Origin of the sequence: Rossellomorea sp. SC111 (assembly GCF_024733565.1) — a bacterium.
Taxonomy (GTDB): domain Bacteria; phylum Bacillota; class Bacilli; order Bacillales; family Bacillaceae_B; genus Rossellomorea.
This window is the reverse complement of the sequence record NZ_JANIOC010000013.1, coordinates 36,920-57,956: the sequence shown is the minus strand read 5'-3', so window position 1 is coordinate 57,956 and position 21,037 is coordinate 36,920. Positions and strand designations below refer to the sequence as shown.

Here is a 21,037-nt window from a genome sequence, read left to right as displayed (position 1 = left end):
GTCTCCAAACATTGACCCGAATGAAAGAGAATGTCCTTTCACAACCTAATGGTGAGCAGAAAAAATGCTCAAGTATCGGGTTGAAGGGGGAAACGTAACTTGAATAAACGATTATTCATGGTACCATTAACAGCCGTCATGACCCTGGGTCTTGCTGCATGTAATAGCGGAGAAGAAAAAGCTCAAGACCGCTATTCAGACTCCTACGAACCACTCGGCTTCTACTCCAACGATGGACACGGGGGAGACAACCGTGACGAGAGGGATGGACCTCTCACTGAAATGTATGATCATTCTGTTGGTAAAGAGGGTCAGGATATCCGTCAGAAGAAGCGCCAGTTCCTCCAAGTGAGGGATGAGAACGGAAATCCAAAGAATCCTTCACGTCCGCTTGCCAATTATGATGAGAATTTCTTAGCAAGGGATGGCCGAGCAAGCCACGGAGATGCCAATTATCATGGTCATCTTGATGATAATACCCGTGATGCAAGAAGATCGTATTATACAGCATATGAAGGAGATCTTGCTGAGAAGATAGGGGACGTGACAGGCAATGTCAAGAATGTCAGTGATGTGCGTGCCGTCGCCTATGGTTCAGATGTCCTCATCGCTATAGAAGTGGATGACCATAGTAAAGCCGAGGAAACAAAAACCCGTGTGAAAGAAGCAGTACAGCCCTATCTCCATGGAAGAACGGTTTCTGTGGTGACAGATGAGGGAACATTCAGCCGGGTGAGAAACATTGATAATGATTTACGTGACGGCGGTCCAAGGGACGCCATCAATTTCGACATGCACGATATGTTCCGGTCAGTGAAGGACCGCATCAACCGATAACAAGGATGGACTACTTAAAGAGTGAACGCTCTTGGGTAGTCTTTTTTTGTGGGGGAGGTCCGTCCCTGAAAAATTTGGGGCAGGTTGGATATTCTCAACAGGCTTTGGTAAGACTAGTGGATAGAGTGTTACATAAATCAAGTTCGAGGTGATCACGATGACGATGAAGGTTCGAATCGTGTTTATGGTGATGTTGTTAATCGGTGCGTTTTATTTCACGTTTTTTTATACAGAGGAGAAACAGGCTGCAGACGGCAGTTCCCTGGAGATGCTGAACGAAACCCCTGCTGAGGTTGCGTCCGCCCATACGGTCACGGTCATATTGGAACGCGTGTATCTGGACGGGGAAGTGAGTGAGGAAATCGTGCAGGAAACGATTTGGAGCATGGAAGACTTCTGGGCTGCGTATGAAGACTGGCAGCTGATGGATATGACGGAAGAACAAGTCGTGTTCCAGAAGAGGATGGATGATATTTCCCCACTCCTCAAGACCAATGGCTATTTCGGCATATCGGATAAGGGTGTCCTGTCCATCTTTAACGGCAGACCCGGACAGGCGGAAATCATTCAATCCTTCTTCCAGATTGATGTAGGGAAGCTTGAGAGTAAGCGTCACGATGATCTCGTCAAAGGCATCCCCATTAAGTCGAAGCAGGAGTACGAAGAGGTACTTGAACAATATAAACCCTATTCCGTACCTAAATAACAGCGAAAAACCAGTGCATATGCCACTGGTTTTTTTATTTATAGAATCCTCTGCCCAATACCCACATTCTTTGATAAAATTAGAACAGGTGTTTCTCTTTGGTCTTCCTTTCCCATCCCATCAAATAGTGATATGATACAATAGATTTTATATGTTTTTTTGAATAAGTTCTTTTCGTAAGGTTTATTGATATCTAGAGGAGCAAGTAGTAGTTGATTTCCGCTCCAATCAACTGTCTAAGCATATGTTCTTTAAAGAAGGAATTCCCAAAAGAATTTAGAAAAAACTCTTTTAGGGTGGGAAGAGGATATTTTCATTTGAAAAAGACTTTTTAGCTCTGTCACGAAAAATCTCTTGAAAGATGGTGAGGGGAACTGCGAAGAGTCCTGCGGAAAAACGGGCGTGCCGAGACCCCGTTCGGCTAAGCTGAGGAGGCTCTGCCGTTCGTCCGCCGGAAAGCGAAGCGGTTCCCCTCACCATCCAGCGCACTCTAATTGACAGAGCACAGGCAGATCTTATAATCAAAAACAACAATCTTTGCCAAAATAGTCTTTTGAATATGGATGAAAGATGAAAGACCAAGTAGTGGTATATATGGGGAGAGAATGGAATGTATGAATATATAAAGGGGACAGTCAGTCAAGTGGGTCCCGAGTATGTTGTGGTGGAGAATAATGGAATCGGGTATCAGTTATATACGGCGAATCCATTTGTGTATTCAAAATATCAAAATCAGGAGATTCAGATTTTTACATATCAGCATGTAAGGGAAGATCTTATTGCCCTTTACGGGTTTCTTGCCATCGAAGAGAAGCTGCTCTTTATGAAACTATTAAATGTTTCGGGGATCGGGCCGAAGGGAGCCTTGGCGATACTGGCATCAGGCGCCCCGCAGCAGGTGATCACTGCCATTGAAGAAGAGAATGAAAGTTTCCTGACGAAATTCCCGGGTGTCGGGAAGAAGACGGCCCGTCAGATGATCTTGGATTTAAAAGGGAAGCTCCAGGATGTTGTGCCTGATTATTTCCCTAGCCTGTTCTCGGATCATGAGGAGGCGGAAGTATCCCATGGAAAGGATGAGGCATTTGATGAAGCCATCCTTGCCCTTAAAGCCCTTGGCTATTCTGAACGTGAAATTAAGAAAATCACCCCTAAACTGAAAGGGGAAGGGCATACGTCAGATGAAATCATCAGGAAAGCCCTTCAACTTCTCTTGAAATAAGGACTGCTATGAAAGGAGGAAGTCTAAATGGAAGACAGAATCGTATCAGGTGAATCAGAATTAAATGAAGATTCCTTTGAATATTCCTTGCGACCACAGACAATAAAACAATATATTGGGCAAGATAAGGTAAAGCATAATCTTGAGGTTTTCATCGAAGCGGCAAAGATGAGACAGGAGACCCTGGATCATGTCCTCCTTTACGGGCCGCCGGGATTAGGGAAAACGACCCTGGCCGCCGTCATTGCCAATGAGATGGGTGTGAACATGCGCACGACCTCAGGACCGGCGATCGAGAGACCGGGAGATCTGGCCGCCGTCCTTACGGCACTCGAGCCGGGTGACGTATTGTTCATCGATGAAATCCACCGGCTGCCCCGGGCGATTGAAGAGGTTCTTTATCCGGCAATGGAAGATTTCTGTTTGGATATTGTCATCGGCAATGGTCCCAGTGCCCGGTCTGTCCGTTTGGATCTTCCGCCTTTCACTCTGGTGGGGGCGACGACCCGTGCCGGTGCATTATCGGCTCCTCTGCGGGATCGATTTGGTGTTTTATGCCGATTGGAATATTATAATGAAGAACAGTTGAATGAAATCGTGCAGCGGACCGCTGCGATTTTGAACACGAAAATCGAAGCGACGGCTTCTGAAGAATTGGCGCGGAGATCAAGAGGGACCCCTCGTATAGCCAATCGGCTACTCAGGAGGGTAAGGGATTTTGCCCAGGTGAAGGGGAATGGGGATATTACCACAACCCTTTCACGGGAAGCCCTTGAGCTTCTTCAGGTCGATAAACTCGGTCTCGATCATATCGACCATAAGCTCCTTAAAGGGATCATCGAGCGCTTCAGGGGTGGACCAGTGGGACTCGATACGATTGCCGCGAGCATCGGCGAGGAGTCCCATACGATTGAAGATGTGTACGAGCCATACCTTTTGCAGATTGGATTCATCCAGCGGACGCCGAGAGGGAGGATCGTCACCCATCTTGTGTATGACCATTTCCAACTGGAGGTGCCTGACCATTGACAGGGCTGCCTAAATTAGTCATGATCATCGGCGCGATCATCCTTGTGATCGGTTTCCTTATGCAATTCATCAAAATAGGGAAGCTGCCGGGTGACATCATCATCAAAAAAGAAAATGCGACATTTTATTTTCCACTTATGACTTCTATTCTGATAAGTGTTATACTTTCCGTTGTCTTTTATTTCATCGGGAGATTTAAATAGGATTCATGAGTGAGATTTACATAAGCCAGGTGACGAACTGTGAAAGTAGAAGATTTTGATTTTCATTTACCGGAAGAACTGATTGCCCAGACTCCTCTTGAGAATCGTTCCGGGAGCAGGCTGATGGTATTGGATAAAGAAGATGGTTCCATGGATCATATCCGTTTCAAACAGATCACGGAGTACCTACAAGAAGGGGATTGTCTCGTGCTGAATGATACAAGAGTACTGCCGGCACGTCTTTATGGACAAAAAGAAGATACAGGTGCCAATATTGAAGTGCTCCTTCTGAAACAGGAAGACGGAGACAAGTGGGAGACGCTTGTGAAGCCGGCAAAACGGATCCGTGTCGGAACGGAAATCGTTTTCGGTGACGGCAAATTAAGGGCAACCTGTGTCGACTTGAAGGATCACGGTGGGAGGATCCTTGAATTCAGATATGAAGGGATTTTTTACGAAGTATTGGATGAATTGGGTGAAATGCCGCTGCCGCCGTACATTCGTGAACGATTGGACGAACAGGACCGCTACCAGACGGTGTTTGCCAGGGAAAGGGGCTCAGCGGCTGCTCCGACTGCAGGACTCCACTTTACGGAAGAACTGTTGGATGAGTTGAAGGAAAAAGGAGTACACATCGCTTTCATCACCCTTCATGTGGGACTCGGGACGTTCAGGCCGGTTTCCGTCGAGACGATTGAGGATCACGACATGCATGCCGAGTTCTATCAGGTATCTGAAGGGACCGCCCGCCTCTTAAATGAGGTGAGGGCAAATGGCGGCAAGATCATAACGGTCGGAACAACCTCCACCCGCACACTTGAATCCATTGCATCCAAGCATGGGACGTTTGTTGAAGAGAATGGATGGACGAATATTTTCATTTATCCAGGCTATGAGTTTAAAGGGATTGATGGGTTGATCACCAATTTCCACTTACCGAAGTCGACCCTGATCATGCTGGTCAGCGCCTTTGCGGGGCAGGACAATGTGATGCATGCCTATGAAACCGCCGTTAAAGAGAAGTACCGCTTCTTCAGCTTTGGAGATGCGATGTTGATTAAATGATAAATGATTGTAAAACCCAATGGAAATTGGAAGGAGAATTCCCAAGTTGACTGCAATAACATACGAATTGATTAAAACATGTAAACAAACCGGTGCAAGACTCGGCCGCGTCCATACGCCACACGGTTCATTCGAAACCCCTGCCTTCATGCCGGTAGGCACCATGGCTACTGTAAAGACGATGTCTCCGGAGGATCTGAAATCCATGGGATCCGGCATCATCCTCAGTAATACGTATCATTTATGGTTGCGTCCCGGCCATGAGATTATAAGGGAAGCTGGCGGCCTTCATAAATTCATGAACTGGGATCGCGCCATCCTGACAGATTCAGGCGGCTTCCAGGTGTTCAGCTTGAGTAAGCTGCGCCAGATTGAGGAGGAAGGTGTCCATTTCCGTCATCACTTGAACGGGGATAAACTTTTCCTCAGCCCTGAGAAAGCGATGGAGATCCAGAATGCCCTTGGTTCTGATATCATGATGGCATTTGATGAATGTCCACCGTATCCTGCCGAATATGAATATATGAAGAGTTCTGTAGAACGTACCACGCGATGGGCAGAACGGTGTCTGAAAGCCCACGAGCGCCCACAGGATCAAGGATTATTCGGTATCGTCCAGGGAGGAGAATACGAAGAGCTTCGTAAGCAAAGTGCCCGTGACCTGGTATCCATGGATTTCCCTGGATATGCCGTCGGTGGACTTTCTGTAGGGGAGCCTAAGGACGTGATGAATCGCGTTCTTGATTTCACGACGCCGCATCTTCCGTCCGATAAGCCTCGTTACTTGATGGGTGTCGGATCGCCGGATTCACTGATCGATGGTTCGATGCGCGGAATCGACATGTTTGATTGTGTCCTTCCAACCCGTATCGCCCGTAACGGAACGCTTATGACAAGTGAAGGCCGTCTGGTCGTGAAAAACGCTAAGTTTGCAAGGGATTTCCGTCCGATCGATGAGAATTGCGACTGCTATACGTGTAAAAATTATAGCCGTGCCTATATCCGTCACTTGATCAAATGTGACGAAACGTTCGGAATTCGCCTTACGACTTATCATAACCTTCATTTTCTGTTAAAATTGATGGAGCAAGTCAGACAAGCGATTCGTGAAGATCGTCTAGGAGACTTTAGGGAAGAATTTTTCGAGCAGTACGGCTTCAACCGTCCTGATGCGAAGAACTTCTAAAAAGCATAAAATAAATAATGTATTGAAAGGAGGGGAAAAAGAATGGGAGGAAGTTTAGGAACAATACTACCTTTGATATTAATGTTCGTTCTGTTTTACTTTTTACTGATCCGTCCTCAGCAAAAGCGTCAAAAAGCAGTCTCTAAAATGCAAAATGAGCTTGCGAAAGGTGATAGAATCATCACGATTGGCGGTTTACACGGATCGATCGATGCCATCGAAGAAGGTAAAGTAGTCATCCTTTGTGGTGACGGCAGCCGTCTTACATATGATCGTAATGCGATCAGGGAAGTCATCAAAACAGAGCAGGTATAATAAAAAAGGGTTTCTCTCCATGTGCCAAGGCACGTGGAAGAGGGACCCTTTTTTATTATGTGATGGACTAGCTCTCCCTGGGACCGCCACTCATGTTTACTCCAAGGATTCCCCCCATCATGGCCGTCAGGATATAGCAGCCGTGATAGATCAGCTGTTCCATTGAAAACAGACTATCGAACCCGAGGTATTGAAACAAGAAAATGACGAGGGTGTAAATGAGTCCTGTCGACCCTCCAAGCACCCAGCCTTTTGTCTTTCCTTTACCACCAGACATAAATCCACCAACAAACAAAGATAGAAATGAAATGATCGTGACAAACATTGTGATGGAGCTTTCAGTAAGTTCGGTAAACCGGAGCAACAATGAAAATAATAGGCTTGCGGCAATCGCTATGACAAATATGGTGGTCGTCCCGTAAAGGACGGCACCACCCATTTTTTTCGCTTCGATGACGGTCCTCTCCCTTCTAAATCGATAATTTTATTCCGTATTAGTACAAGCATATTCATATCAATAGTAAAAAAGACTAGAAATTTTCTGTGGTCAAGCCTCATAGACTAGTATGAAACTTCCTGGAGAAGGAGGGCCAGTGATCATGTCTCCGATGATGGTATTGATTGTGTTCGTTTCGGTTTACATCCTATTGATGACTGAGAAATGGAATCGTGTCCTTGCTGCCATGGCCGGTGGGGTTGCCATGCTCCTGATCGGGGCTTTCCCAATCGAGAAGGCGCTATTTACGTATATTGACTGGAAAACCATCACGCTTCTGTTTTCCATGATGCTGATTGTCACCATTACAAGCAAAACGGGGATATTTGAGTACATTGCCATTCGGATCGCTCAATCGGTGAACGGGAACGGGCTTTCGCTCCTGGTCCTATTTTCCTCCCTGGCGGCGGTGGGTTCCGCGTTTTTAGCGAACGTGACGATCGCTATGTTGTTAGTTCCGATTTTGTTCAAATTGACCAGGCTCCTTGAACTTCCGCCCATCCCCTACTTAATCATGACGATCCTGGCTTGTAACATCGGCGGGACGGCAACCCTCATAGGTGACCCTCCTAACATGATGATCGGCCAGGCAGTAAAGCACTTTACATTCAATGCCTTCATTGAAAATCTGTTACCTGTCGTGCTGGTGGTTTACGTAGTGACGTTGTTGATCATGTGTGTGATTTATAAGGAAGTCCTGCACGTGAAAGAAGACAGGAAACTGCTTCTGAAAGGGATCAAGCCCGATGAATATTTAAAGAGGGACAATGGACTCTTTCAGTCTCTGTTTGTCCTTGCCCTCGTATTGGTCGGCTTTTCCGTATATCCGGTGTTCCATCTTGATGTGACGACGGTATCCCTTGCCGGTGCGGTTCTCCTTATGCTGCTCCTCGAGAAGATTTATCCACCGGAAAAGATTTTGAGAGAAGTGGAATGGGGGACGCTCTTTTTCTTTATGGGCTTATTCCTCCTGGTCGGAGGGATTGAAGAGGCAGGATTCATAGATGAAATCGCACGTGAAATTTTGCGGGCGACGGATGGGGATATGAAGAAAACGGCCTTTGTGATACTGTGGGGAACAGGCTTATTGTCAGCTGTAGTCGATAATATTCCGTTTGTGGCCGCCATGATCCCCGTTATTCAGGAATTCGGTGAATTCGGGATGGTCAATATGGATCCCTTATGGTGGTCATTGGCCCTGGGTGCATGCCTTGGTGGGAATGGTACACTTCTCGGCTCTTCTTCCAATCTGGTGATTGCCGGACTTGCGTCGAAGGAAAATGTACAGATCAAATTTCATCAGTACTTACTGATTGGTGTTCCAATCACCGTTATCTCCCTAGCTGTTTCCACCATATACGTATATTTAAAATACATCCGGCCGTTTATGGGTGGATAAAAATTCCTCCGATTTATTTTCTCCTTCTGTCGATACTACATAATGACATATGTATGGGAGGGAAAAGTAGTGGAGGAATATTTCATCATCATTTTACGCACACTTTTTCTTTATGTTATGATCATTTTCATTTTTAGAATCATGGGTAAAAGGGAAATCGGGGAACTGAGCATCCTGGATCTGGTCGTATTCATGATGATTGCCGAGATGGCGGTCATGGCCATCGAAGAACCGGAAGATCCCATCATTCATACAGTGCTGCCAATGGGGATCATCGTACTCGTCCAGATCCTGTTTGCATGGTTTTCCCTCAGGTCTAAGTCTTTCCGGGAATTATTGGACGGAAAACCCACCGTCATTATCCATAATGGGAAAATCGATGACAAAGCCATGAAGAAACAGCGTTATAATTATGATGATTTACTTCTTCAATTACGAGAAAAAGATATCTTCAATGTGGCAGATGTTGAATTTGCGATTTTAGAGCCATCCGGGAAACTATCTGTCCTGCAGAAAGATAAAAAGACTCCGCATTCCCTGACACTGCCGCTGATCCTCGATGGCCAGGTCCAAACCACCCATCTCGATATGATCGGAAAAACATCCTTCTGGTTACGGAAAGAACTGAGAGAACGCGGATTCAAAAACGTACAGGAAATCTCCTTCTGCAGCTTCCAAAACGGGCAATTTTATATTGATGAAAAAAACCAATAATCTTGGGAAGTCATCCTAATAAATGGACCGTTCCTTTCCGCTCCAGGCACAAGATTCCCCCGGGGAGGAAGTTGAGCCTCTTCGGGCTTTGCCCTGCGGGGTCTCAACCTTTCCTCTATTTCCCGCAGGAGTCAAGTGCCTTCCGCTACAATCCACTCTATGCTATTACAAGCGTCATTCCTTATAGGATCTTATTTGAGTTTTCAGCTCTACAAAAGAGAAGCTTTTAACGATATTTTATTTTTTAGTAATTTGAAAAAATCTTTTTGAATTTTATGAGGTTGTTTGCTAACCTTTTTGTCCTTTTAAATTTCTATGAAAGGATACATGCTCAGTAAGTTGATTGGAGCGGAAGGATGCTCGACTCCTGCGGGAATTGCTGGACAGTCCGAAAAGCGGAAGCGGCATGATCAGCCCCGACAAGCATAAGCTAAATGGGCTAAGAAGGCGCTTTTTACCTTATTGGACCATTTAGCTTATGACCTCGAGGGGCTCACCGCCAGCCCCGCGAGAAGCGAGCATCCTGGAGCGGAAACCGACTTGTTGCTTACTTCTGGAAAATAAAGCAATACCGATAACGAAAAGGACTCCAATAAAAATACTCCTCAACAAAATGTTAAGGAGTATTTTTTATTGGGAAGACTATCGAGTGATGAATCGCCGGATGAGTGGGATCCTGGCAAGGTCGGTTTTCACGATGAGCTTGAGGGAGATGGAGAGCACGGTGTAGAGAGCCGTTGAAGTCATGACCCCGAATAGCAATCGGAATACGGTGGACTGACCTTCGAATAAATAAAGATAAGAAAAGTGTCCCCATACGCCGGTCATCAACAGGACTAAGACCGTCTTTACGTAATCCCTGGCATAGATCGTCATCGGAATATATTTCAGGATGGTCATGAAATGAAGCAGGGTCACGAGCAGGAACCCGGTGACGATCCCGAGAGCAGCACCATTGATGCCAAAAGCCGGCTGTGAAGCGAGGACAAGGATGACCCCGGTCTTCACCACAGCACCTATCAGACTGTTGATCATGGCGGCCCTTGCCAGATTCAACGCCTGGAGCACGGCCTGCAATGGCCCCTGATAGTAATAAAACAAAAAGAATGGTGCCATGATCATCAAGAAGCCTGCCCCGTTTTCATTCCCATACATGACCTGCATGAGCGGCTTTGCGTAAACGTAGAGGATGACAACGGAAATCCCCCCGGTGATCAAACAGAACCTCAGGGCCTGTTGAAGCCGGTGTTCAATCAAACCGAAATTTTTTTGAGAGTTGGCTTCGCTGATGGCCGGGACAAGAGATTGTGATAATGACAGGGTCACGAATGATGGCAGGAACAGGAGGGGAAGGGCGTATCCTGTCAAGGAACCATACTGTTTCGTTGCCATACCAGCTGCCACTCCGGCGAGGGCAAGGCTGTTTGCCACCACGATCGGTTCAAAAAACCATGCGATTGATCCGATCATCCTGCTGCCTGTCGCCGGCAGGGCCACACTCATGAGCTCATTAAAGGTTTCCCGTCCATTCCTGATCGAGCTGAAGAAGTTGCGCCTGATCTTGAACTTCTTCTTTACTTTAAAGCTTGCGAATAAATAAAGGAGGGAAGCGAGTTCCCCGAGAACAGACGCCACCATGGCAGCGGCTGCTGCGTATTCAATCCCGTAAGGAAGGAAGGTTTTGGTCAATACGGCAATCAGGGTAATCCGTACAACCTGTTCGATGACCTGTGAATAAGCGGAAGGCTTCATGTTCTGCCTTCCCTGGAAATAGCCGCGGATCACTGAAGAAATCGCAACGATCGGAATGATCGGGGCGATGGCCACCAATGGATAGTAAATCCGATCATCCGTAAATAAGACGTCTGTTAAATAGGGGGCGAGAAGGATGAGAGCCGGGGTGAAGATGAGGGATAGCCCCATGGTGATGGAAAGGGAGACCACCAGTATTTTTTTCACCTTCCGGATATCCCCCTTTGACTCTGCTTCGGCAACATTTTTAGAGATTGCGACAGGGAGCCCCAGTTGAGTGATGGTGATGACGAGTATGAGGGTAGGGAAAGCCATCATAAACAGGCCGACGCCTTCTTCTCCGATGAATCTGGCGACGACGATGCGGTTCACGAACCCTAATATTCTAGTTATAAAGGCCGCCATCATTAAGATCATGGTGCCTTTCAGAAATTTTGACATAAAATTCCCTGCCTTCTCAAAATTGGTATTATCGTTTACAATGATGTATATGCATCAGGGTGGACAAAGCATGACAAGTAGTGAACAATTCGGGCTGAATATAGCCCAAATGGGGTGGACGGGGAATGAAGAAAAATCAGCATCCTTACGATCGTTATTATGAATCATTAGTACCAGCGCTTGTAAGCAAAGTAGAAGAATTTGAAATTCTTGGATATGGTAAGGCAGACGCTGACAGCCTATGGTCCTATTTAACGAAGAAGAAATGGAAGAAACCTGAAGTGGATGTAAAGTTCTTTCAGTTAGTGAGTGATGTGTTGACGGTCAAACCCGGAGAGTATATGAGCTTTGAAACAATTGAAGCGTACAGATCTCCCAATTGGTTTGAAGAAGTGAATGAAGACGAGTTGAACGAGCTTCTTCGCCCGAATAAGAATGGAAAATAGCCCGAAAAGAAATTGACAGTCATTTCTTTCTCATAGATAATGAGAATGCCCGAAGAATTTAGGAATTATATTACTTTTTGAAACACATAGTTCGAATGGTTTTTTAAAACGGCAAGGAGGATCTATACATAATGGTAAAGCGTGGCCGAATCATTGCCTTCTTTATACTTGTAGTATTGCTTGCAGGTACTATGGGAGGAACAGCGAAGAGTATTGTAGATAATATTAAACTGGGATTGGACCTGCAGGGCGGATTTGAAGTTCTTTATGAAGTTCAGCCGATCAAAAAAGGCCAGGAAATCACGAAAGAAACCGTCGCCAATACAGCCGATGCACTGGACAGGCGTATTAACGTATTGGGTGTCAGTGAACCGAATATCCAAATCGAAGACGGGAACCGCATCCGTGTTCAATTAGCTGGTGTCGAGGACCAGAACGAAGCAAGGGAAATCCTCTCCACTCAAGCCAATTTGACGTTCCGCGACGTGAACGATAAAGTCCGTCTGGACGGATCGGATCTTGAGTCGGGATCTGCGAAACAAACGTTTGATGATAAAAATAATCCAATCGTTTCATTAAAATTGAAAGATCGTTCGAAATTCTATGAATTAACGAAAGACATTTCTGCTATGGCTCCACAGAACCAGCTTGTGATTTGGCTGGATTTCGAGGAAGGAAAAGATTCTTACCAAGCTGAAGTAGGGAAGGAAGACCCGAAATTCATCTCCGACCCGGCGGTAAGAAAGCCAATCAACTCGGATGAAGTCATCATCGAAGGGAATTTCACGGTTGAGCGTGCCCAGAATCTTGCGTCCCTCTTAAATGCCGGGGCACTTCCGGTCAAACTGGATGAGAAATATTCAACATCCGTGGGAGCAAAGTTCGGTCAGCAGGCACTGGATAAGACAGTGACTGCGGGAATCATCGGGATTGCCATCATTTTCTTATTCATGATTGCGTACTACCGTTTCCCTGGATTGATCGCCACGATCACCCTTTCTGTTTATATTTACTTGATACTGTTAATTTTCGATATGATGAACGGGGTCCTTACCCTGCCGGGAATCGCAGCCCTTATCCTGGGTGTGGGTATGGCCGTCGATGCCAATATCATCACGTATGAACGGATCAAAGAGGAGATGCGTGTCGGGAAGCCGATACGCTCGGCCTTCCAGGCAGGGAATAAATCTTCTTTCCTTACGATTCTCGATGCCAACGTAACGACAATCCTGGCAGCGGCCGTTCTCTTCTTCTATGGGACGAGCTCGGTCAAAGGGTTCGCAACGATGCTGATTGTCAGTATCCTGACAAGCTTCATTACGGCAGTATGGGGTTCGCGACTATTACTCGGCCTTTGGGTGAACAGCCGTATCTTTAATAAAAAGCCGGGCTGGTTCGGTGTCAAAAAATCCGATATCAAGGACTTGGCGGAGAATTACGATACGCTGGATCTCCCTACCCGATTTGACCGCTTTGATTTTGCAGCACAGCGAAAGAAATTCTTTACCCTGTCAGCAGTACTCATCACAGCAGGGATTATCATACTGGCCATTTTCAGATTAAATCTCGGAATCGACTTTGTCAGTGGTTCACGGATGGAAATCCTCGCTGATCAAAGCTTGAAGACGGAACAGGTTCAGGACGAACTGAAGGAGATTAAATTGCCTTCAGAAGATGTCGTCATTTCAGGCGATAAAAATAATGTTGCCGTCGTGCGCTATACGGATGACCTGAATAAGGACGAAATCGCGAAATTGAAAGATCACTTCAACAAGCTTTATGGTGCCGAGCCAAGTATCAGTACCGTTTCACCTGTAATCGGGAAAGAGCTTGCGCAGAACGCTATGATTGCTTTGGTGATTGCCTCCATCGGGATCATTATATACGTAACACTCCGATTCGAATGGAGAATGGCTTTGGGAGCAATCCTTGCCCTTATGCATGATGCATTCTTTATCATCGCATTCTTCAGTCTGACAAGGCTCGAAGTGGATATCACGTTCATTGCAGCCGTCCTTACGATTGTCGGTTATTCGATCAATGATACGATCGTCACCTTCGACAGGCTGCGTGAAAATCTTCATAAAAAACGCCGTTTAAAGACGGATAAAGACATTGAAGAGGTAGTGAACCAAAGTATCAGACAAACGATGGGCCGTTCGGTCAATACAGTATTGACAGTCGTGTTCACGGTCCTTGCACTCATGATCTTCGGTAGTGAGTCCATCCGTAACTTCTCCATCGCTTTATTGGTCGGGTTAATCTCAGGTACGTATTCTTCCGTATTCATCGCTTCCCAAGTATGGCTCGTGATGAAGAAGAAAGAACTGAAGAAAAAAGGAACGATCAAGACCGTAAAAGAAAAGAAAACGTGGTCGGATGAACCGCAAGTATAATGAATATCAAGAGGTCCGGGAAGTATTTCTTCCCGGACCTGTCTTTTTTATTTTTTTACGGCATTGGGTTACACTAATAGAAGTTACAAGGGAGGCGACGCGAAATGAATCATGAGGATCGTTTTAAAAAAGCGGAATTTGCTGCCATGATCGGTGTGGTGGGCAATATTGTGCTGGCGGTAATAAAGTGGGCGGCCGGCATCATGGGGAATAGCCGGGCGCTTATTGCAGATGCGGTTCACTCTGCATCGGATGTAGCAGGATCCCTTGCCGTTTTTATAGGTTTACGGGCGGCCAAGCAGCCCCCTGATCAGGATCATCCTTATGGGCACGGAAAGGCGGAATCCATTGCGGCAATCATCGTTGCCGTCCTGTTATTTTTAGTAGGGATCGAAATCGGGAAATCATCGATTGAATCTTTTTTTCACCCTCTCACCCCACCAACAGCGATTGCGATTTATGCCGTGATTTTCTCCATCATCGTGAAAGAAGCAATGTTTCAATACAAATATCGGTTGGGTAAAAGGTTAAAGAGTGATGCATTAATCGTGAATGCGTACGAGCATCGTTCGGATGTGTTCTCTTCCATCGCGGCACTGGTGGGGATCTCCGCTTCCATCCTGGGAGGGAAGTTCGATATCGGCTGGCTCGTTTATGCGGATCCTGTTGCTGGGATATTCGTTTCCCTGCTTGTCCTCAGGATGGCTTGGCATCTGGGGGCGGAATCCATACATACGACCCTTGATCACGTGATGCATGAGGAAGATGTCCTGCCTTTTCGAAAAATCGTGGAGTCCGTCCCTGACGTGAAGGAAATCAACGAGCTTCATGCAAGGGAACATGGTCACTATGTCATCATTGATTTGAAGATCAGTGTCGATCCTTACATGACGGTAGAGGAAGGTCACCGTGTCGGGAAGAGAGTCAAAGAGAAGCTCTTGGAAGAATCGAATGTGAATGATGTGTTCATTCATATAAATCCATTCAATCCTGCTTCTGAAGAAAGTGATGATCAAATAGACTTAACTTAAAGGGAGGGAAGTCTCATGAAGTTTCAATGGACTTTATTATTAGGTATTTTCTTTGCGTTGGTCGTATCCATTTTCGCAGTCATCAACGTCGATCCGGTCACCGTCAATTATCTGTTCGGGGAATCCGACTGGCCTCTTATATTAGTTATACTCGGATCTGTCTTGATGGGTGGTATCATCATCGGTTCCGTAGGGCTGTTCCGATTATTCGTCGTCCAGCGCAGGGTTAAATCCCTGGAAAAAGAAAACCTGCTGCTGAGAGAACAGGCAGAAGGGATGCACAAGGAAAAGACTGAAGACATCCCGTTGAAAAAACGTGCCCCGGATTCAGTGGGGGAAGCAGGGGAGTAAAACAGACCTGGTGGCTTTTGTCACCAGGTTTTTTATTGTATCCCAAACCACATTCAAGTTCATTCCCCCACCTTCCCGCCTTTTATTAAGATTGAAACAACCCCCTCACTTTTGTATAATGAGTAAGGCTGAGGGGTGAACGTATGTTAAACTCAAAAACACGTTGGATATTGACAGAATCAGATGAACATAAAATAGCAGAATTGGCGAATGAACTAAAGGTACCTTCGCTTGTAGCGAAATTATTGATAAACAGGGATCTGGATAATGTAGAAGAAGCCAGGAATTTTTTATTTGATTCAGGCGACTCATTCCACGATCCATTCCTATTCGAAGATATGAAAAAAGCAACGGAACGAATCCATAAAGCCATTGAAAACGGGGAAAGAATTCTCGTTTATGGTGATTATGATGCAGATGGAGTCAGCAGTACGTCGGTCATGATGACGGTACTGAGAGATCTTGGTGCGATGGTGGAATTCTATATCCCGAATCGCTTCAGTGAGGGATACGGCCCGAATGAAGAGGCGTTCCGCTGGGCTAAGGATGAGGAATTCTCGCTCATCATCACGGTTGATACTGGAATCTCTGCCGTGAACGAAGCCAGACTCGCGAAAGATCTCGGGATCGACCTGATCATTACAGACCACCATGAACCTGGACCCGAATTACCGGAAACTTATGCGCTCTTACATCCTAAGGTAGGAAAAGTGGCGTATCCATTTGGAGAGCTTGCAGGAGTTGGGGTGGCCTTTAAATTGGCCCATGCTCTTTATGGTGAGCTGCCAAGTCATTTACTCGATCTTGCAGCGATTGGAACGATTGCGGATCTCGTCCCATTGAGAGGGGAAAACCGTCTTATGGCTAAGCGGGGTCTAGCTGAGCTCCGGGCTTCAAACCGATTGGGGATTAAAGCTTTATGCAAAATCGCCAACGCGAAGCAGCATGAAATAACGGAAGAGACGGTCGGCTTCATGATCGCCCCACGGATTAATGCTGTCGGCCGCTTAGGTGATGCCGATCCTGCCGTGGATCTCATGCTTACGGTGGATGAGGAAGAGGCGAAGGCACTGGCGGAAGAAATTGACGGCTTGAATAAAGAGAGACAGGCGATTGTCGCTCAAATGACCGAGGAAGCCGTCGAGATGGTGGAGAGAGACTTCCCGTTGAAGGATAACCATGTACTTGTCATCGGAAAGGAAGGCTGGAATCCCGGAGTGGTCGGCATTGTGGCTTCCCGTCTGGTCGATAAGTTTTACCGTCCGACCATCGTGCTCAGCTATGACTCCGAGAAAGGAACTGCGAAAGGTTCAGCAAGAAGCATCGTAGGATTTGATTTATTCAAAAACCTTTCAACCTGCCGGGATATCCTTCCCCACTTCGGTGGCCATCCAATGGCTGCGGGCATGACGCTTGAATTAGACGATGTAGCTAGTTTGAGAAACCGGTTGAATGAACTGGCCGGGACGGAGTTGACACCAGAGGACTTCATCCCTGTCACACAACTCGATGCTCCCGTGACAGTGGACGAAATCTCTGTGGAGTCGATTGAAAAGCTCCAGCTTTTGGCACCTTTTGGGATGAAGAATCCGAAGCCAAAGTGGATCATCGATAATGTGAGCATCGAGCACTATAAAAAAATCGGATCTGCACAGAATCACCTGAAGCTCGTTTTGGAAGACAAAGGAGTCCAACTTGACGGAGTAGGATTTGGGCTCGGGGAACTGGCTGACCACATGACACCTTTTTCAAATGCGTCAGTAATTGGTGAATTATCCATAAATGAGTGGAACAATCGAAAAAAGCCACAGGTGTTTTTACATGATGTGAGAATCGATCATTGGCAATTATTTGATGTGCGGGGGATCAAGCAGGTCCATAAATGGAACGGACTCATCCCTGAAGAAAATAAGAAAATGGTTTGTTTCCATCCATCCACCTTGGACAAACTGAACCTGTCGAAAGATGAAGTCATCCTCTTGGAGGAAAGCTCTACGCTAGATGGATTATCAACGGAGAAAGCGAGCCTTGTACTTCTGGATCTCCCGAATTCCAAGCCTTTACTTGAAGAGCTTTTGAAGAAGGGACGTCCTCATCGCATCTATGCTCATTTCTTCCAGGAAGAAGATCATTTCTTCAGCACGATGCCGACCCGGGACCATTTCAAATGGTACTATGGATTTTTAACCAAACGGGGATCGTTCGATGTCAATAAGCATGGAGATGACCTGGCCAAATATAAAGGCTGGTCAAAAGAAACAATCGATTTCATGTCACAGGTGTTTTTTGATTTGAAGTTTGTTACAATAGTGAATGGATTTATTTCTCTCAATCCTGAGAAAACCAAGAAAGATCTTTCAGAATCTCGAACATATCAGAAGAAACAACAACAATACGAGCTTGAAAACGAATTGTTATATTCTTCCTATCAAGAGTTGAAGACTTGGTTTAATGAAAGGATGGAAGAGTCTGTTACAATTGAGGAGGAAGCAAAAGCATGGACTTAAAACAATATGTTACAATCGTTGAGGACTGGCCTAAAGAAGGAATTAAATTTAAAGACATCACGACCTTAATGGATAATGGTGATGCATATAGATACGCGACAGATCAAATCGTCGAATATGCAAAAGAAAAGCAAATCGACCTTGTTGTAGGACCGGAAGCCCGTGGATTCATCATCGGATGTCCAGTTGCTTATGCACTTGGTGTAGGCTTTGCGCCGGTTCGTAAACCTGGTAAATTACCTCGTGAAACGATCCAGAAGGAATACGGCCTTGAGTATGGTAAAGATGCATTGACGATCCATAAAGATGCAATCAAGCCCGGCCAGCGTGTACTGATCACGGATGACTTACTTGCTACAGGTGGAACAATCGAAGCAACGATCAAGCTTGTGGAAGAACTTGGTGGAATCGTTGCAGGAACGGCGTTCTTAATTGAACTTACGTACCTTGACGGCCGCGACAAACTTGAGAACTATGATATCATGACATTAATGCAATACTAAATTCGATTATTAAAACTGACTTTGTGATATACTGAAATAAGGGACTGACAACTGGTTAGAGTGTCAGCCCTTATTTTTTTAATTTCAAGAATAACAGAATCGACATTTATCGACAAAATCAGATGGATTCTGAGAATTTTCCACTAAACCCTTTACAGAAGCTCTTTTTTTTTTGATAATAGTAACAATCATTAAAATCAAACAATCGTGAACTATATTAAAATACAAAGGTGATTTTGATCATGGCTAAAGATCAAGTACTAACCCCGGAACAGGTTATAGATAAAACAAGAGCATACTTAAACGATGAGCATGTTGAAATGGTCCAGAAGGCATACGAGTATGCTAGGGATGCCCACACTGAGCAATACCGAAAGTCTGGTGAACCATACATCATCCATCCCATCCAGGTGGCAGGGATACTGGCGGACCTGGAGATGGATCCGGCAACCGTTGCTGCAGGGTTTCTTCATGATGTCGTGGAGGATACGGGCATTTCCCTCGGTGAAATTGAAGAAGCGTTCAATGCCGAAGTGGCCATGCTCGTTGATGGGGTCACGAAGCTAGGGAAGATTAAATACAAATCCCATGAAGAGCAGCAGGCTGAAAATCACCGGAAAATGTTTGTGGCGATGGCTCAGGATATCAGGGTCATCCTCATTAAATTGGCAGATCGCCTCCATAATATGAGAACACTGAAACATTTACCACAGGAGAAGCAGCGGAGAATAGCAAATGAGACACTTGAAATCTTCGCTCCTTTGGCCCATCGGTTAGGGATTTCAAAGATCAAGTGGGAATTGGAAGATACGTCGCTCCGATATTTAAATCCTCAACAGTATTATCGTATTGTCAATTTGATGAAGAAGAAGCGTGCCGAGCGTGAACAATACTTAGAGGAAGTCGTCAATGAAGTGAAAGATAAGCTTGGCGATGTGAAAATCGTGGCTGAAATTTCCGGACGACCTAAGCATATTTACAGCATTTACCGTAAGATGGCACTGCAAAACAAACAATTCAATGAAATTTACGACTTGCTTGCCGTGCGTGTTGTAGTAGACAGCATCAAGGATTGCTATGCTGTACTCGGAATCGTTCATACATGCTGGAAACCGATGCCCGGAAGGTTCAAAGATTACATCGCCATGCCGAAACCGAATATGTACCAATCCCTTCATACGACGGTGATCGGTCCTAAAGGCGACCCACTGGAAGTGCAGATCAGGACCCTTGAAATGCACCAAATCGCTGAATACGGGGTAGCGGCACACTGGGCGTATAAAGAAGGGAAAGAAGCGAATGAACCTGTTTCATTCGAGAAGAAGCTTTCCTGGTTCAGGGAGATACTCGAGTTCCAGAATGAATCGGCCAATGCTGAAGAATTCATGGAATCTCTTAAAATCGACCTGTTTTCCGATATGGTCTTTGTATTCACGCCTAAAGGAGACGTATTGGAATTGCCATCAGGCTCCGTTCCCATCGACTTTTCCTATAGGATCCACTCGGAAATCGGCAACAAAACGATCGGTGCAAAGGTCAACGGGAAAATGGTCACTCTTGATTACAAGTTGAAAACGGGGGATATCATCGAGATCCTTACGTCCAAACATTCGTATGGTCCCAGTCAGGATTGGCTGAAGCTTGCCCAGACTTCCCAGGCAAAGAATAAAATCAAGCAGTTCTTCAAGAAACAGCGCAGGGAAGAAAATATTGAAAAAGGCCGTGAGCTGGTCGAAAAAGAAATCAAGAATCAGGATTTCGATGTGAAGGAAATCCTCCATCCCGAAAACATCAAGCGAGTGTCTGAGAAATTCAATTTCTCCAACGAGGATGATATGTATGCAGCCGTCGGGTATAACGGGATCACAGCCGCTCAAATCGCCAACCGTTTAACGGAAAAACACCGAAAGAAGCGGGAACAGGAAGACAATCTGGAAGAAACGATGAAGGAATTGAATGCTCAACCCGTCAAGCGGAAAAAAGATGCAGGTGTACAGGTAGAGGGGATCGATAATCTCCTTATCCGGCTTTCACGCTGCTGCAGTCCGGTTCCGGGAGATGAAATCGTCGGCTTCATTACAAAGGGGCGAGGCGTTTCGGTCCATCGTGCGGATTGTACGAATGTCATGGCGGACGAAGTGGAACAGCGCCTCATTCCCGTATCATGGGAAAGCGACGGGAATGACCGGAAAGAATATAATGTCGATATTGAAATCTCTGGTTATGATCGCAGAGGACTCCTGAATGAAGTCCTTCAGGCGGTGAATGAAACGAAGACGAATATATCGGCTGTGAGTGGAAAATCGGACCGGAACAAAGTGGCCACCATCAATATGTCCATATCGATTCAAAACATTTCCCATTTGCACAAAGTGGTAGAGAGAATCAAACAGATACCAGATGTATATGCTGTAAGACGAATCATGAACTAAAGGAGA

Annotated in this window: 19 protein-coding genes; 17 read left to right on the top strand and 2 right to left on the bottom strand. The window is 45.8% G+C overall.

The window, feature by feature from the left end; translation table 11 throughout:
- The first annotated feature begins 99 nt into the window (after window positions 1–99).
- From NQ095_RS16980 to yajC, 8 genes are all read left to right on the top strand, one after another.
- On the top strand, window positions 100–837 hold the full coding sequence (locus tag NQ095_RS16980) for a YhcN/YlaJ family sporulation lipoprotein (RefSeq protein ID WP_258264628.1): 738 nt from the start codon (window positions 100–102) through the stop codon (window positions 835–837).
- A 157-nt stretch (window positions 838–994) separates the two neighbouring features.
- Entirely contained in the window at window positions 995–1,543 is a 549-nt protein-coding gene (locus tag NQ095_RS16975) for a BofC C-terminal domain-containing protein (RefSeq protein WP_258264627.1), read from the top strand.
- A 610-nt stretch (window positions 1,544–2,153) separates the two neighbouring features.
- On the top strand, window positions 2,154–2,765 hold the full coding sequence (gene ruvA / locus NQ095_RS16970; protein WP_258264626.1) for a Holliday junction branch migration protein RuvA: 612 nt from the start codon (window positions 2,154–2,156) through the stop codon (window positions 2,763–2,765).
- Between the two features lie 27 nt (window positions 2,766–2,792).
- On the top strand, window positions 2,793–3,794 hold the full coding sequence (gene ruvB, locus NQ095_RS16965) for a Holliday junction branch migration DNA helicase RuvB (RefSeq protein WP_258264625.1): 1,002 nt from the start codon (window positions 2,793–2,795) through the stop codon (window positions 3,792–3,794).
- Window positions 3,791–3,997 carry a DUF2905 domain-containing protein gene (locus NQ095_RS16960; protein ID WP_079531786.1) on the top strand — a complete coding sequence of 69 codons (207 nt, stop codon included), beginning with the start codon at window positions 3,791–3,793 and terminating at the stop codon, window positions 3,995–3,997. Before ruvB ends, NQ095_RS16960 begins: the two co-directional genes overlap by 4 nt.
- Before the next feature lie 39 nt (window positions 3,998–4,036).
- Window positions 4,037–5,062 (top strand): tRNA preQ1(34) S-adenosylmethionine ribosyltransferase-isomerase QueA, encoded by a 1,026-nt coding sequence (gene queA / locus NQ095_RS16955; RefSeq protein WP_258264623.1) that lies wholly within the window; start codon window positions 4,037–4,039, stop codon window positions 5,060–5,062.
- 46 nt (window positions 5,063–5,108) lie between these two features.
- On the top strand, window positions 5,109–6,248 hold the full coding sequence (gene tgt, locus NQ095_RS16950; RefSeq protein ID WP_258264622.1) for a tRNA guanosine(34) transglycosylase Tgt: 1,140 nt from the start codon (window positions 5,109–5,111) through the stop codon (window positions 6,246–6,248).
- A gap of 42 nt (window positions 6,249–6,290) precedes the next feature.
- Window positions 6,291–6,563, top strand: coding sequence for a preprotein translocase subunit YajC (gene yajC, locus NQ095_RS16945; RefSeq protein ID WP_258264621.1), 273 nt, complete (start codon window positions 6,291–6,293; stop codon window positions 6,561–6,563).
- A 67-nt stretch (window positions 6,564–6,630) separates the two neighbouring features.
- Here yajC and NQ095_RS16940 read toward each other — a convergent pair whose 3' ends face one another.
- Window positions 6,631–7,002: a TIGR04086 family membrane protein gene (locus NQ095_RS16940; RefSeq protein WP_258264620.1), complete on the bottom strand. Its 372-nt coding sequence runs from the start codon at window positions 7,000–7,002 to the stop codon at window positions 6,631–6,633.
- Window positions 7,003–7,162: 160 nt separating this feature from the next.
- On the opposite strand from NQ095_RS16940, the gene NQ095_RS16935 reads away from it, so the two are divergent.
- Both NQ095_RS16935 and NQ095_RS16930 read left to right on the top strand, forming a co-directional pair.
- A complete protein-coding gene (locus NQ095_RS16935) occupies window positions 7,163–8,458 on the top strand; it encodes an ArsB/NhaD family transporter (RefSeq protein ID WP_258264619.1) in 1,296 nt (431 codons plus the stop codon).
- A 42-nt stretch (window positions 8,459–8,500) separates the two neighbouring features.
- Window positions 8,501–9,172: a DUF421 domain-containing protein gene (locus NQ095_RS16930; protein WP_258264618.1), complete on the top strand. Its 672-nt coding sequence runs from the start codon at window positions 8,501–8,503 to the stop codon at window positions 9,170–9,172.
- Window positions 9,173–9,814: 642 nt separating this feature from the next.
- Here the strand turns inward: NQ095_RS16930 and spoVB are convergent.
- Window positions 9,815–11,365, bottom strand: a complete 1,551-nt coding sequence (gene spoVB, locus NQ095_RS16925) for a stage V sporulation protein B (protein WP_258264617.1) — start codon at window positions 11,363–11,365, stop codon at window positions 9,815–9,817.
- Between the two features lie 125 nt (window positions 11,366–11,490).
- Here spoVB and NQ095_RS16920 point away from each other — a divergent pair, with 125 nt between their 5' ends.
- The 7 genes from NQ095_RS16920 (at window position 11,491) to NQ095_RS16890 (ending at window position 21,031) form a co-directional block, all read left to right on the top strand.
- Window positions 11,491–11,811 (top strand): post-transcriptional regulator, encoded by a 321-nt coding sequence (locus tag NQ095_RS16920; protein ID WP_258264616.1) that lies wholly within the window; start codon window positions 11,491–11,493, stop codon window positions 11,809–11,811.
- A 131-nt stretch (window positions 11,812–11,942) separates the two neighbouring features.
- The gene (gene secDF / locus NQ095_RS16915) at window positions 11,943–14,207 is read left to right on the top strand and encodes a protein translocase subunit SecDF (RefSeq protein WP_258264615.1); all 2,265 of its coding nucleotides are present in this window, start codon (window positions 11,943–11,945) and stop codon (window positions 14,205–14,207) included.
- A gap of 104 nt (window positions 14,208–14,311) precedes the next feature.
- Window positions 14,312–15,238 (top strand): cation diffusion facilitator family transporter, encoded by a 927-nt coding sequence (locus NQ095_RS16910; RefSeq protein ID WP_258264614.1) that lies wholly within the window; start codon window positions 14,312–14,314, stop codon window positions 15,236–15,238.
- Between the two features lie 15 nt (window positions 15,239–15,253).
- A complete protein-coding gene (locus tag NQ095_RS16905; protein ID WP_060670796.1) occupies window positions 15,254–15,589 on the top strand; it encodes a LapA family protein in 336 nt (111 codons plus the stop codon).
- Between the two features lie 143 nt (window positions 15,590–15,732).
- Window positions 15,733–18,096, top strand: coding sequence for a single-stranded-DNA-specific exonuclease RecJ (gene recJ, locus NQ095_RS16900; protein ID WP_258264613.1), 2,364 nt, complete (start codon window positions 15,733–15,735; stop codon window positions 18,094–18,096).
- Complete coding sequence (locus NQ095_RS16895) at window positions 18,087–18,599, top strand: adenine phosphoribosyltransferase (RefSeq protein WP_258264612.1); 513 nt, start codon at window positions 18,087–18,089, stop codon at window positions 18,597–18,599. The genes recJ and NQ095_RS16895 overlap by 10 nt, the downstream gene beginning before the upstream one ends.
- 242 nt (window positions 18,600–18,841) lie before the next feature.
- A complete protein-coding gene (locus NQ095_RS16890; RefSeq protein WP_258264611.1) occupies window positions 18,842–21,031 on the top strand; it encodes a RelA/SpoT family protein in 2,190 nt (729 codons plus the stop codon).
- Window positions 21,032–21,037: the final 6 nt, after the last annotated feature.